Raw genomic sequence first — 13,054 nt, forward strand, 5'->3', positions numbered from 1 at the left:
TGTGTCCCAGAAAGTTTGTACTGTAAAGGCCCTTTGATATAAAAGAGGGTGATTTTTTGTGATTTACCTCACCCTTTTATTTAATCCGATTTATCCAGCGTCGAATGATTTAAACGACAATGGGGTAGGAATATCACTGAAATAACCAAAGTAATAACTCGCACCAAGTAAGCGGTAGCGATTGAGTTCATTTTGGCTTGCGACTTTTCCTGCTACCCAAGGAAATTGATTGCGACGAAGAAAGCGAGCAATAGGAAGGAACGCGTGCTGGTCTTGTTTGTTTTCTATGGTAACCGATAGCTTGATTCGATCGGGTTCAAAGTCGGCAATGCGTTCAAAGTGGGTTTGATTCGTCGAGACTTCAAACCATAAGGCAAATACGTTTGCTTTGAGCTGTTCTACCAAAGGGCTCACTCTATCAAAGAGACATAAGGTCTCATCGGCTTGAAGAGAAGGGATGATGTGCTGAAAGGCGACATGATGGAACTGAATCATCTGATTCAAAAAATGACGACCAGATTGCCATAATAATGTGTCAATTCGGATAGGTACGACCACATTACTGATAAGATCCGGATGAAGGGTTTCGAATTGGAACTGTGTTTGGCGCAAAGCGAGATACAGGCTGTATAAATCTAAGCAATATTGCATTTGCTCAGATAACTCAAATTGATACACACTTTGCTCGCCACGAACACCAAAGCGCAGAGTAAGGTGCTGGTATTCCACCTCACCATTTTTTGTTTTCCGGATGGCCTGACAGGCGTGCTGTATGTCATTGTGCCTGAGCGCATCGAATACCAGTTGGTCGTCGGTCGTGACAATATGCTGCAGTGCAAGATCGCACAAGTAGTCATACATCGCTTTATTTGAGCTGAGATTAGCCAAGGTTTCCTACCACGTTGATCTGTTTGTTTTCTGGGATTTCATTGTACGACAGCACTGCTAATCCTTGGGTAAAGGTACGCGCATAGCGTGCCAGCAATGGGCGTAGTTGTGGCATTACCAATAAGATTGGCGGTAAACCTTGTTGTTTAAGTTGCTGCCTAATTAAGGGTAAGTTCTGTTGGAACTGACTCAGAATGTTTGGCTCAATTGGAAAACTGTCTAACATGACGGCACCTGCCGTTTGTGCTTGTTGTAGTGATGTCATCAGCATTTGCTCAAGTTCATCCGATAAAGCGTAGACGTTGAGTTCGTTTTTTTGACCTGCGACCAAGTTAACCAGAGTTCGCTTTAGCGCGCAGCGCACGTCTGCCGCGAGCAAAATGGGGTCTTTAGTGTTTTCCGAAGAATCCAACATGGTGTTAGCGATGGTGCGGATGTCTTTAAGCGGAACTTGATCGAGCAAAAGTTGGCGATAAACCTTAAGTTGCTGTGCGGGTGTTAGCGCAGCAGCTAAAGCCTCTGCTAACTTTGGCGCCTGTGCGGTGAGACGTTGAGTCATGGCTTCTACGTCATCATGGGTAAACAAGTCAGCCAAATTGGTTTTCATGATTTTGCTAATGTGCGTTGCGATTACCGTGCCGTCATCAACCACTTGGTAACCCATGTTGAGCGCTTTGGCTTTGTCATGATGTTCAATCCAAACAGCAGGTAACTGGTACGCAGGATCACTGCCGAGAATCCCATCAACTTCGCCATAGGTTTCACCAACGGCAATCGCCATTAAACGCTCTGGCTCGATAAAGCCTTGTTCAATCACCTCACCATTCAGGGCGATGGTATATTGGTTTGGCTTCAAACTGAGGTTATCGCGAATACGCACCTCAGGTAGCAAGAAACCGACTTGCTCAGAGAGGTTACGACGTACGCCACGAATACGCTGTGCTAAAGGTGCGCCTTGTTCCTTGTTGACCAAGTGCACCAATCGGTAGCCTAATGCAAGAGACAGGGTATGGACATGAGGAATATCGTCCCAAGTGAGAGTGGTTTCTTCTTCCTGCATAGCATGAGAGAGCGCTTCCACTTGGTCAATTTGCGCATCTTGCACCGGCTTTTTGCTTTGTTGCCAGCCCGCAAATGCCAATACTCCTGCAAAGGTGAAGAACGCAAGATGAGGCATACCCGGGACCATGCCAATGATGGCCATGATGGCCGCCACGCTGTATAAGGTCGCTGGTGTGGCGAGCAGCTGTTTGTGCATGGTTTCCGACATGCTGTTATCGCTGTCGTTAATCCGCGTTACGATAATCGCAGCAGCAGTTGCCAGTAACAGTGATGGTATTTGAGCAACTAAACCATCACCGATAGTCAATAGAGCATAAGTCTTGAAGGCTTCCGACGCAGGTAATCCGTGCTCGAAGACACCAATACTGATGCCACCGATGATGTTGATAAAGAGGATTAACAGGCCCGCAACCGCATCACCACGAACAAATTTAGATGCGCCATCCATGGAACCGTGAAAGTCGGCTTCGTTGGCGACTTCTTTTCGGCGTTGACGTGCGTTTTCTTGGTCAATTAGGCCGGCGTTTAAATCGGCATCGATGGCCATTTGTTTGCCCGGCAATGCGTCCAAAGTAAAGCGTGCTGAGACTTCGGAAATACGCTCGCCACCTTTAGTGATCACAACAAAGTTAATGATCATTAAAATGACAAACACCACCAAACCGACCACGTAGTTTCCGCCGATCACGACTTCACCGAAGGCTTGAATGACTCTACCAGCCGCATCGCTGCCGTTGTGACCCTCAAGTAACACAATACGTGTTGAAGCGACGTTTAAAGTGAGGCGAAGTAAGGTCGCAACCAATAAAATGGTTGGGAAGATTGAAAAGTCGAGTGGCCGTTTCGCCGTGGTGCTGACCAGTAATACTAGGATCGCTAACACGATATTGAAGGTGAACAAGGCATCTAATAGTAAAGGGGGTAACGGCAAGATGACCATCGCCAGTACGACCAACAAGACGATTGGAATGCCAATGAGGCCTTTGGTGGAAGCTTGAAGGTGTTTTAACCGGTTAAACATACTCTGGTGTCCTTGGGTAAACGCGGGTTAATCAGTGTTGCAAATGTTTTGGAATTGAAAAATGAGGCAAAGGTGTTGGTTTCTTTCCATCCCCTTGACGAAAGGCTTTCAACTGCAAAACGTAAGTTAAAATATGGGCAATTGCGATATAGAGTTGGCTTGGTATGGCTTGCTCAATCGCAGTGGTGTGATAAATCGAACGAGTAAGTGGTGGTGAGTTGATGATCTCGACTTTGTTTTCACGAGCGATGCGTTGGATGTGCATCGCGGTTTCATCGACACCTTTCGCGACTACAAATGGTGCATCGGACAGTGAGGGTTCGTATTTCAATGCCACCGCGAAATGGGTTGGGTTGGTAATTACTACGTCAGCGGTAGGCACCATTTTGTCGATTTTACGGCGTGCAAATTGCTGCTGAATCTGACGAATACGCTGTTTGACCTCAGGTCGACCTTCATTATTTTTAAACTCTTCTTTAAGCTCTTGCTTGGTCATTCTCAGCTCTTTGAGGTGTTCCCAGCGTTGGTAAGGGATGTCTATTACCCCAAACAGTAATAGAGCAAAGCCCATTAACAGTAGACCCTCAAATAAAATCGACATGATCAGTGAGAAGCCTTGGCTAAGTGGCAAGTTTTGCATGCCAAGTAATGGCTGAAGGTGGCTATTGAGGTAGCCATAAAGAATGCCGAAGATGACTAACACCTTAACGGTGGACTTAACCAGCTCTACCAAGGAACGAGTAGAGAAAATACGTTTAATGCCAGAAATTGGATTCAGTTTGCTCAGCTTTGGCATTACGCTCGCAAGACGGAACATCCAACCTCCCAACACCATACTGCTACCACAGGTCACGATTATAATCACCGTAAAGAGGGGTAACAGCATTTCAATGAGCACCGCTAAGCTCTGACCAAAGTGCTCCACCAATTGCTTTGGATTTTCTAAGTCTGCTTTCGTTAGGGTCATGTTGTAGCGGAATACGCCCGACATGCTCTCCCAAGTACTGTTGAGCTGAGAATAGAAAAACATCGTCACGGCTAAAAAGATAAGCGCCGTGGTGAACTCTTTTGCTCGAGGGATTTGCCCTTCCTGCCGGGCCTTTTTTACTTTTTGCTGGGAAGCTTTTTCGCTTTTGTCTTGAGACGATTGTTCGCTCATGCGCCCCCCAGCATAAAGTTATTTAGGAAACGGATGGTGTCGTGAACTAATGTGGTATATCGACTGGGTACCCCAGAGACTGAAATCAACACGCTGAACAAACCCAATAGCATGGTCATCGGAAAGCCCAACGCATAAACGTTCAGAGAGGGTGCTGCTCGATTCATCACACCGAAACTGATGTTGGCAAGCAACATGGAGGCGATAGCAGGTAACGCTAACGCAAGTGCAGAGGCAAACATCCACCCAAATATGTTCACGACACCTTGCAAAGAGAGAGCGGTGATACCGGATCCGACAGGCCAGACAACAAAACTTTGAATCACGATGTCAATAATCAATAAATGCCCTTCAAGCGCAAGAAACAGCAAGGTCGAGAAGATCAGAAACATGCGACCTAGAATCGCGACAGACAAGCCATTAACCGGATCGTTCATCACTGCCATACCCAAGCCCATTTGTAATGAGATTGTTTGGCCGAGCATGGTGAAGACATTGAACAACATGTGCAGGATTAAACCGAACATGAGCCCCCACATTGCTTGCTCCAACGCAAGGAAAATTGAGGTCATCGAGAACAGCTCTACTTCCGGCATGGTTGGCATCAGCGGGGCGGTGATCACCACGATCGAGAGGGCAAGCAAGCTACGCACCCAGACTGGGATCAAAGCATCACCGAAGAATGGCATGGAAATGAACACGGCGCCGACGCGAAAAAAAGGCCACCAAAGCTGACCTAGAATTACGGACAGTTCCGCAAACGTGATCGCCATTAGCCGATCATCCCTGGAATGTTGTGGAACAAGAAATCAAACAGTTCCATAATTTTTCGTAGCATCCAGTGTCCTGCAAAAATGACCATTAGCAGTGTGACTAACAAACGTGGCAGAAAGCTTAAGGTTTGCTCGTTAATTTGCGTGGCAGCCTGAAATACCGCGATGCATAGACCAACAATTAGACCAGGGACAACTAAGACGGCCACCATTGAAATGATCAGCCATACCGCATCAGAGAATAGCGTAACGGTTAGCTCGGGTGTCATACTATCTCCTGCTAACCGAAACTGGCGGAAAGCGTGCCGACTGTCATTGCCCAGCCATCAACGAGAACAAATATGACCAACTTAAATGGCAATGAAATAATAAGAGGCGAAAGCATCATCATGCCCATGGCCATCAAGACACTGGCAACCACAAGGTCAATGATCAAAAACGGAATAAATAACATAAAGCCAATTTGAAACGCAGTTTTTAGCTCACTAATGACGAAAGCGGGCAACACAACAGCAAATGAAATATCCTCAATATTTTGGTCGATTGGCTCATTGGCAATGCGCAACATTTGTTCTAATGAGCTTTGGTGAGTTTGCGCCAACATAAAGTTTCGAACAGGTTTTTCGGCCACCGAAAACGCCTGCATCAAGGTAATTTCGCCATTGTCATATGGCTTGAAAGCGTTGTCGTGAATATCGGTCCAGACCGGGCGCATAATGAGTAACGTTAACGCAAGTGCAATACCGACCAAAACGCGATTTGGCGGACTTTGTTGTAAGCCCAGCGCCTGACGCAAAATAGCCAACACCACGATAATGCGTGTAAAGCTGGTGGCCATCAAGATGAAGGCTGGTAAGAAGCTAAGTGCCGTCATGAGTAACAGTATTTGTAGCTTAACACTGTACTCTTGCTGAGTATCGCCGTCGGAAACAGACAAAATGGTTAAACCGTTGTCCGCTGCCATGGTTGGCAGCGAAAAAAGTATCAAACCAAGCAATGCCAGCACCAACGAAGGCCCCCGACGCTGACAGTTACTCAGAACATTCATCACAAACCCCATTTGAACTTATCGACCCATGCCGCTAAGCGCGGAATCATGGACTTCGATCAAGCGCAGACCATATTTATCGTTAATGACTACGACCTCAGCTTGCCCCATCAGAGAGCCATTTACTTTTACATCAAGCGGTTCGCCATTGAGCTTGTCCAACTCAATCACTGTGCCTTCACCGGCTTTCATCAGATCACCCAAAGGAATTTCTTTACTCGCTACTTCAAGCGTTACGGTAACCGGGATGCTTTTGAAGAAACTTAAATCGCGCTCAGCTACTGGCTCTGGAGTGAAAGCCTTGTCGGTTTCGAAATCCTCTAAGTGCAAATCGTCAAAGTTTAAATCATCGGCGTCGAATGCTGGGTTGTGTTGCGCGTCGCTCATCGCTGCGATTCCTTATCTGGGTTAAAAATCAGTACAAGCTGGCCGTCTTGTTCGGCAACACGACCAGAGAAAAGAGTTTGGTTACCTATGCTCACTGGCACAGTATTGAGAAGTTCGATGGGCAAAATATCGTCTGGCTGCAACTCGACCACATCACTTAATGCCATGGTTTTCTTGCTCAATACGACGTTAAGGCGCACAGGGGTTGACTCTAGCGAGCGGCAAAAAGGTTGATACAAGTTGGTCTCGTTATGAAGGGCTAACTGCTCGATCAAAGTCTGAATCATAGTGCTATCAAGCTTGAGATGAATTGATCCCTGTAGGCCTTCAAATGCGATTGAAATTTCGGTATGCAGACCGATACCTCGTGGCGCCTCGTACTCGCAGGTTTGCCACATGTCTTGAGGTGCTAGCCAGTTGGTGATAATTCGGCTAATACGCTCTTGAAGGCGCAAATCACTCGCCGTTAAAGAAGTGGACACACGCTCGTTGGCGGCGCTGTAAAAGCGGTCAGCCAGTTTGGTTAATGCTTGTGTGTCCGTGTGTATGTAGACCATACCGCCATCTTGATGTTGATAAGCGGAGGTTTGATCTTTAACTAATAAAGTTGGTGAGAACCTGTGTAGCTCTACAGCAAATAAATCCGCCTCTATTTTACTTGTATTGAGCCAATTTTGTAATTCATTAGTGAGGCTAGAACAAGACTCTGAAATCAATTTTTCGAGCTTTTCACGAATGATATGAATAGGTTTGCCCAGCAACTCTGCATCAAGAACTTTGATGTCGGAAATATGTTCATTGACTCTGCTTTCCATTTGTATTTTACCGTGCCTTAACAAACTTGATTGTTTACTTAATAATAAACAGTCTACACGGACTTTTTTAATATCCCTTAGTTTCTACTTTAAAGATTGTGACTTTAGTTCACATGTTGGGTTGAATTTAACGGTATGTCCTTTTAATAAAAATTAAAAAGAGGTAGCTTTGGCTTATAAAATAGTTAATAGCCAAATATCAATTAAATAGTTATCTAAGATGTAGTTTATTTGACCGTTATGTGATGGTAAAAGTAATGACAATCTTTGCAGTTATAGTCCTATGAAACGCTATTTTATTGGTTTAAATGGTCTTTTTATGAATTTTTGCGCAAGGCTTATGACGCAATAATGACCAGATTTAAAATTTAATAATAGGGACTTAATATGATTATCTATGCAAGGATTTATAATCTAAAGGCATATTTTACTAAAGTTATCATGTCAGGTCTGTGTAATAAATACCTAGAAATAAGTGTTCATAAAGTATTTTATAAATTACTGATTTTAGCTGGATTAACTTTTCATAATTTGTCATTAGCAGATGAAGAAATCAAGATTCCAATGGATCTCTCGATTTGGTCATATAAAGGAAATAAATTTGAGTGCAACCTAATGCACTCAGATGTTCCGCAGGGGAAGTTTTATTTCCGGTCGGAACAAAAAAATAATATTTCTTTTATTACTTACGTTCATAATAAAAACAATAAATGGGATAACGCTTTATTGTTAAGTGAGAGTGCTCCGTGGAAAATGGAGCTTTTAAGAAAAGAAGAGGCTTCACTTTCGTTGAGCTCGGTAACCAACCATTTCGTTTTTAAGCATGGTGTAGAATCTCTGCTTAACGCCATCACTTCTGGGAGCTGGATTACATTGTTACTTAGTGGTAGCGAGGGCTCACGTGGAAGTAACGATTCCGCTATCAGCAGCATCACACTTCCAACCATTCAAATGCAAAATGCCCTGGCCTCATTCAATCAATGCCGAGAGCAATTGCCGGAGCTATCTTACTCTCAAGCCCGTAATGTGAATTTGCCGTTTCAGTTCGGTCAAAAAAAATTAAACGCCAGCCAGCAAATTACCTTAGCTGCACTTTACAGCTACATTTCCGTTGATGAGCGCGTGACCAAAATTCTTGTTGATGGTCATACCGATAATGTCGGGTCTCAATTGACGAATTTAACTGTGTCTCGTCAGCGAGCAGAGCAAGTGGCGCAGGCACTGATTCAGAAGGGCATGGATCGCTCATTGATTGAGGTTCGAGCGCATGGCTCGCGTTACCCAATTGCAAGCAATAAAACTCAATTAGGACAAGCCAAAAACCGTCGAGTGACACTGCGGCTTGTTCGAGACAACGAGCGAGTGATGACCAAAAACGATCTGACTAAAATCAAAACCGACAAAACCAACTCTTCGGTAAAACTGCAAACCCAACAAAAGAAGGTAAAGGTTCAATGATGACGAAAATGGATATTTTGTTGGTTGAGCCCAATGAGCACCTTGCGCAGCCAGTGCTGGATGTACTAGAGAGTGCTGGTTATGTAGCAAGACACGGTCGCACTGGTCGTAGCGCGCTATTGGAAAAGCGAGCATGCATTACGCTGGTCAGCTCAAATTTGCCGGACATGTGTGTAAGTGAGTTTGTCGCGTGCCATCAAAAGCAGCGTAGCGCTGGTGTGGTGATTGCGATTGTTGAGCAAGAGCAGAGTATCTTGGCTGCGGAAATCATGAAGTCAGGTGCGACGGATTATTTACTCCGTCCATTTGAAACCAACCAACTGTTGAATTTACTCAAGCGAGTGGAAGCTTTGGGCAAACCACTGGCGAACATCGTCGCTGAGTCATGGCGCAGTAAACAAGTTCTTCAACTCGCACATCGGGCTGCCTGCACCAATGCGAGTGTGCTTATTACTGGCGAATCTGGCACAGGTAAAGAGGTGTTAGCTCGTTATGTTCATGAGCAATCATCGCGTGATGGTGGTCCGTTTGTCGCAGTAAATTGTGCGGCCATACCTGAATCTATGCTGGAAGCGGTGTTGTTTGGACACGTAAAAGGCGCATTTACAGGTGCCACTAATTCACAAAGTGGTAAGTTTGAAGAGGCCAACGGCGGCACGATTCTAATGGATGAAATTGGTGAAATGTCGCCAGCGGTTCAGGCTAAGTTATTACGCGTGCTACAAGAGCGCGAGGTAGAGCGTGTTGGTAGTCATAAAGCGATTAAGTTGGACATTCGAGTGATCGCCGCGACAAACAAAGACCTGCGTGAAGAGGTGCAAAAAGGTACGTTTCGTGAGGATCTTTACTATCGCTTGGATGTATTGCCACTGCACTGGCCACCACTGCGAGAGCGCAAAGAAGACATCCTACCTATCAGCCAATTCTTCATTGGAAAATACCAAGACGGCAGCCGCTGCTATTTGTCTCAAGATGCCATTTCTGCTCTGAGTCAATATCACTGGCCAGGTAATATTCGCGAACTTGAAAATGTTATTCAACGTGCACTCGTCATGCGTCATGGGGATTACATCACCGCGCACGATCTGATGTTGCCAATCGAATTGATCGCGCCAGTTCCTTGCGCTGAACCCACTTCGAGCTTTGGCCATGTAGAGGCGAAGAAGCAAGCTGAGTTTCAGTTTATTCTTGAAAAATTAAGACAGTTTGGTGGGAACAGAACCAAAACGGCCAACGCTTTAGGAGTGTCAACTCGAGCGTTACGTTACAAGCTCGCAGCAATGCGTGAATACGGTATTGATTTGCAGTCGGCGCTTGGCTCGGCTGCCTAAGAGGAGAAAAGTAGATGGCAAGTCAACCAACTAATGCAGTCTCAGCAGAGCAACTCATGCTGTCTAAAATGGAAGCACTGCAAACGCAAGTTCAGTCACCAGAATTTGTCGTGAGTGCTAACCCTTTAGACCAGCAATCTTTGAATGCTCCATTGTCTTTCTCGCAAGCGATGACCAATGTGCTTGATACGGTCAATCAGCATCAATCGGTAGCGAGTCAAAAAATGACCGCTGTTGAAACGGGAGCAAGTGATGATCTCGTTGGCGCCATGGTCGCCAGCCAAAAAGCGAGCCTCTCGTTCAATGCTTTGATGCAAGTGCGCAACAAAGTGGTCATGTCCTTTGAAGATATCATGAAGATGCCGGTGTAATCCATGTCAGAACTATCCACTCAAGTGGCCGGAAATCCTGTAATCCATGCCGGCACTACGCATACGCCTTCCTCAAACCTCGGGATGGATGACGTAAGCAAAAAAATTAAGCAATTGTGGTCAAGCAGCCAACGTAACCTAGTATTGTCTGCGGTTTTAGCGGCGATCGTTGCCGCCATCATCGTGGTCGCGCTTTGGAGCTCCTCACAAAGTTTTCGTCCACTTTATAGCCAGCAAGAACGTTTTGATATCGGTGAAATTGTGTCGGTATTAGAAAGTGAAGGTATAAGCTACCGCATGCAAGAGCAAAATGGCCAAGTATTAGTGCCGGAAGGTGAAGTTGCGCGCATCCGTATGCTGCTTGCTTCTAAAGGAGTAAAAGCAAAGCTGCCAACGGGGCTCGATTCCTTGAAAGAGGACAGCTCGTTAGGTACCAGCCAATTTATGGAGACGGCAAGATACCGACACGGATTGGAAGGTGAGTTAGTGCGCACTATCATGTCGCTCAATTCAATAGCAAACGCACGTGTGCACCTTGCCATTCCCCGTCAAACCTTGTTTGTGCGCCAAAACACGGAAAATCCTTCAGCTTCTGTAATGTTAGAGCTTAAGCCAGGTGAAGACCTCAAGTCTGAGCAGGTAGAGGCCATCATCAATCTCGTGGTTGGCAGTGTAACTGCAATGAAGCCTGAATTTGTCTCCGTGATTGACCAATATGGTCGGCTACTGAGCGCAGATATAGCCTCTGCTGAAGCAGGCAAGGTGAACGCGAAGTATCTTGAATATCAAAAGAGCGTTGAGAAACAAATCATCCAGCGTGCAGCAGATATGCTAACGCCAATTGTTGGTCCAAGTAACTTCCGTGTGCAAGTTGCGGCGGATATGAACTTTAGCCAAATCGAAGAGACACAAGAAATCCTCGATAACGCACCAGTAGTTCGTAATGAACACACTATCCAGAACAACTCTATTGACCAAATCGCGTTAGGCATTCCAGGCTCTTTAAGCAATCAACCACCAGTAACGGGTGAAGCGCCAACTAATGATAGCCAGAACAGCAATGCTCGTTCAGAGGTTAATCGCCAATATGCCGTAGGCAGTAGTGTGCGTCGGACTCAATACCAGCAAGGTCAGGTAGAGAAACTCAGTGTATCTGTTTTGCTCAACTCAAAAGTTGCACCAGATGGTGTGGCTTGGAGTGAAGCAGAGAAGTCACAAATCTCAACCATGATTATGGACGCCGCAGGTATCTCGGACGCTCGTGGTGATAGTCTAAGTTTAATGAGCTTTAACTTCACGCCGATTGAGTTTGATGCGCCATCAGCAATGCCTTGGTGGCAAGACCCTACAGTACAGCAGCCATTGCGCTATGTGATTGGTGGCGTCTTAGGTTTAGCCATGATTTTCTTTGTACTTCGCCCGTTGATCATGCATTTGACCGGAGCGGATAAGCCAGTTCAAGAGTTAGAGTTTGCCGAGCCACAAGAAGAACCGCAATACGACAATATTCAGACTCGTGAAGAGCTTGAACGTGAGGAGTTGCTCAACCGCAAACTGTCCGAGAGAGGTATTGCGGTGTCGTCTGGCTTAGATGTGAGCAACGAGATGCTGCCACCAGCAGGCTCTCCACTTGAGATCCAATTGAAACACCTACAGCTTATCGCTAATGAAGAGCCAGAGCGCGTAGCCGAAATTTTGAAACAATGGGTAAACATCAATGAACACAGCACAGTCGACGTCAAAGCAGACGCTTAGTTATGTAGAACAAACCGCGCTTGTGCTGCTGGGCATGGGTGAGGATGCTGCGGCTAAAGTTTTGCAAAATTTTAGCCGCGATGAAACTCAGCGAGTGACACGTGCAATGGCGAAGCTGAACGGTATTAAAAGTGACTCTGCACGTAACGTGATTCAACATTTCTTTGAAGATTTTCAAGAGCACAGTGGTATTCGTGGTGCATCAAAAGAATATCTGTCAAATACGTTACGCAAGGCATTGGGCAATGATCTTGCAAAGGGCTTACTTAACAATCTGTATGGTGATGAAATTCGCAATAACATGCAGCGCTTACAATGGGTTGAAGCTGAAAATCTGGCACGCTTTATTGTCAATGAGCATCCTCAGATGCAAGCCATCTTCTTGGCGTATTTGCCAGCAGACAGCTCTTCTTTAGTCCTGAAACACTTACCGCAGGATTACCATGACGAGGTTTTGTTCCGCATCGCACAACTACAGGATATTGACCATCAAGTCGCGAATGATTTGCATGAGTTGGTTGAGCGCTGTATCGATAAAGTGTCGGCAAGCCAAAGCACGCCGTTATCGGGCGTGAAGCAAGCCGCCGACATTATCAACCGATTTGAAGGTGATCGTGCTTCTCTGATGGAGATGCTTAAGCTGCATGATGAAGATGTGGTCAACGAAATCGAAGAGAACATGTTCGACTTTATGGTGCTCGGTCGTCAGCGTGAAGAAACCATAGATGCACTGGTTCAGCTGGTGCCAATGGAGCTATGGGCTGTCGCCTTGAAAGGTGCTGAGACTAATTTGCAGCAAGCCATCAAACGCTCTATGCCTCAACGTATGGCCAAAGCGTTAGAAGACGATATGGAGCAGCAAGGTGCAGTGGTGTTGAGTCGAGTACTACGAGCTCGTCAAGACATCATGCAGTTGATTCGTGAACTCAATGAAGCGGGCGAAATCCAACTGGTACTCTACGAAGAACCAACGGTGGAGTAAGACG

13 protein-coding genes are annotated in these 13,054 nt (G+C 45.8%); 5 read left to right on the forward strand and 8 right to left on the reverse strand.

The features are described from left to right. Positions 1–90: 90 nt before the first annotated feature. The 8 genes from AND4_RS00090 to AND4_RS00125 are packed head-to-tail and all read right to left on the reverse strand — an operon-like array spanning position 91 to position 7,153. Complete coding sequence (locus AND4_RS00090; protein ID WP_043991372.1) at positions 91–861, reverse strand: EAL domain-containing protein; 771 nt, start codon at positions 859–861, stop codon at positions 91–93. Positions 862–880: 19 nt separating this feature from the next. Beyond that, positions 881–2,971 carry a flagellar biosynthesis protein FlhA gene (gene flhA / locus AND4_RS00095; RefSeq protein ID WP_009840819.1) on the reverse strand — a complete coding sequence of 697 codons (2,091 nt, stop codon included), beginning with the start codon at positions 2,969–2,971 and terminating at the stop codon, positions 881–883. Positions 2,972–3,002: 31 nt separating this feature from the next. Continuing rightward, on the reverse strand, positions 3,003–4,130 hold the full coding sequence (flhB, locus tag AND4_RS00100) for a flagellar biosynthesis protein FlhB (RefSeq protein ID WP_009840820.1): 1,128 nt from the start codon (positions 4,128–4,130) through the stop codon (positions 3,003–3,005). Beyond that, a complete protein-coding gene (gene fliR, locus AND4_RS00105) occupies positions 4,127–4,903 on the reverse strand; it encodes a flagellar biosynthetic protein FliR (RefSeq protein ID WP_009840821.1) in 777 nt (258 codons plus the stop codon). Before fliR ends, flhB begins: the two co-directional genes overlap by 4 nt. Beyond that, positions 4,903–5,172, reverse strand: a complete 270-nt coding sequence (gene fliQ, locus AND4_RS00110; RefSeq protein ID WP_009840822.1) for a flagellar biosynthesis protein FliQ — start codon at positions 5,170–5,172, stop codon at positions 4,903–4,905. The genes fliR and fliQ overlap by 1 nt, the downstream gene beginning before the upstream one ends. Before the next feature lie 11 nt (positions 5,173–5,183). Next, complete coding sequence (gene fliP, locus AND4_RS00115; protein ID WP_009840823.1) at positions 5,184–5,951, reverse strand: flagellar type III secretion system pore protein FliP; 768 nt, start codon at positions 5,949–5,951, stop codon at positions 5,184–5,186. A gap of 18 nt (positions 5,952–5,969) precedes the next feature. Beyond that, entirely contained in the window at positions 5,970–6,338 is a 369-nt protein-coding gene (gene fliN / locus AND4_RS00120; protein WP_009840824.1) for a flagellar motor switch protein FliN, read from the reverse strand. Further along, positions 6,335–7,153: a flagellar motor switch protein FliM gene (locus AND4_RS00125; protein ID WP_009840825.1), complete on the reverse strand. Its 819-nt coding sequence runs from the start codon at positions 7,151–7,153 to the stop codon at positions 6,335–6,337. Before AND4_RS00125 ends, fliN begins: the two co-directional genes overlap by 4 nt. 387 nt (positions 7,154–7,540) lie before the next feature. Here AND4_RS00125 and AND4_RS00130 point away from each other — a divergent pair, with 387 nt between their 5' ends. From AND4_RS00130 to AND4_RS00150, 5 genes are read left to right on the forward strand one after another with little or no spacing between them, the layout of a single operon-like run. Next, the gene (locus tag AND4_RS00130; protein ID WP_009840826.1) at positions 7,541–8,611 is read left to right on the forward strand and encodes an OmpA family protein; all 1,071 of its coding nucleotides are present in this window, start codon (positions 7,541–7,543) and stop codon (positions 8,609–8,611) included. Then, complete coding sequence (locus AND4_RS00135) at positions 8,611–9,942, forward strand: sigma-54 dependent transcriptional regulator (protein WP_043991398.1); 1,332 nt, start codon at positions 8,611–8,613, stop codon at positions 9,940–9,942. Before AND4_RS00130 ends, AND4_RS00135 begins: the two co-directional genes overlap by 1 nt. Before the next feature lie 14 nt (positions 9,943–9,956). Then, on the forward strand, positions 9,957–10,313 hold the full coding sequence (gene fliE, locus AND4_RS00140; RefSeq protein WP_009840828.1) for a flagellar hook-basal body complex protein FliE: 357 nt from the start codon (positions 9,957–9,959) through the stop codon (positions 10,311–10,313). A gap of 3 nt (positions 10,314–10,316) precedes the next feature. Beyond that, positions 10,317–12,068, forward strand: a complete 1,752-nt coding sequence (gene fliF / locus AND4_RS00145) for a flagellar basal-body MS-ring/collar protein FliF (RefSeq protein WP_009840829.1) — start codon at positions 10,317–10,319, stop codon at positions 12,066–12,068. Further along, complete coding sequence (locus tag AND4_RS00150; RefSeq protein ID WP_009840830.1) at positions 12,031–13,050, forward strand: flagellar motor switch protein FliG; 1,020 nt, start codon at positions 12,031–12,033, stop codon at positions 13,048–13,050. Before fliF ends, AND4_RS00150 begins: the two co-directional genes overlap by 38 nt. Positions 13,051–13,054 lie beyond the last annotated feature (4 nt).

The sequence above is a fragment of the Vibrio sp. AND4 genome (genome assembly GCF_000171815.1).
GTDB lineage: Bacteria > Pseudomonadota > Gammaproteobacteria > Enterobacterales > Vibrionaceae > Vibrio.

Coding starts and splice junctions, on each gene's coding strand:
- AND4_RS00130 (WP_009840826.1), top strand. CDS start 7,541: ATGATTATCTATGCAAGGATTTATAATCTAAAGGCATATTTTACTAAA.
- AND4_RS00135 (WP_043991398.1), top strand. CDS start 8,611: ATGACGAAAATGGATATTTTGTTGGTTGAGCCCAATGAGCACCTTGCG.
- AND4_RS00090 (WP_043991372.1), bottom strand. CDS start 861: ATGTATGACTACTTGTGCGATCTTGCACTGCAGCATATTGTCACGACC.
- fliE (WP_009840828.1), top strand. CDS start 9,957: ATGGCAAGTCAACCAACTAATGCAGTCTCAGCAGAGCAACTCATGCTG.
- AND4_RS00150 (WP_009840830.1), top strand. CDS start 12,031: ATGAACACAGCACAGTCGACGTCAAAGCAGACGCTTAGTTATGTAGAA.
- fliF (WP_009840829.1), top strand. CDS start 10,317: ATGTCAGAACTATCCACTCAAGTGGCCGGAAATCCTGTAATCCATGCC.
- AND4_RS00125 (WP_009840825.1), bottom strand. CDS start 7,153: ATGGAAAGCAGAGTCAATGAACATATTTCCGACATCAAAGTTCTTGAT.
- flhB (WP_009840820.1), bottom strand. CDS start 4,130: ATGAGCGAACAATCGTCTCAAGACAAAAGCGAAAAAGCTTCCCAGCAA.
- flhA (WP_009840819.1), bottom strand. CDS start 2,971: ATGTTTAACCGGTTAAAACACCTTCAAGCTTCCACCAAAGGCCTCATT.
- fliP (WP_009840823.1), bottom strand. CDS start 5,951: ATGAATGTTCTGAGTAACTGTCAGCGTCGGGGGCCTTCGTTGGTGCTG.
- fliQ (WP_009840822.1), bottom strand. CDS start 5,172: ATGACACCCGAGCTAACCGTTACGCTATTCTCTGATGCGGTATGGCTG.
- fliR (WP_009840821.1), bottom strand. CDS start 4,903: ATGGCGATCACGTTTGCGGAACTGTCCGTAATTCTAGGTCAGCTTTGG.
- fliN (WP_009840824.1), bottom strand. CDS start 6,338: ATGAGCGACGCGCAACACAACCCAGCATTCGACGCCGATGATTTAAAC.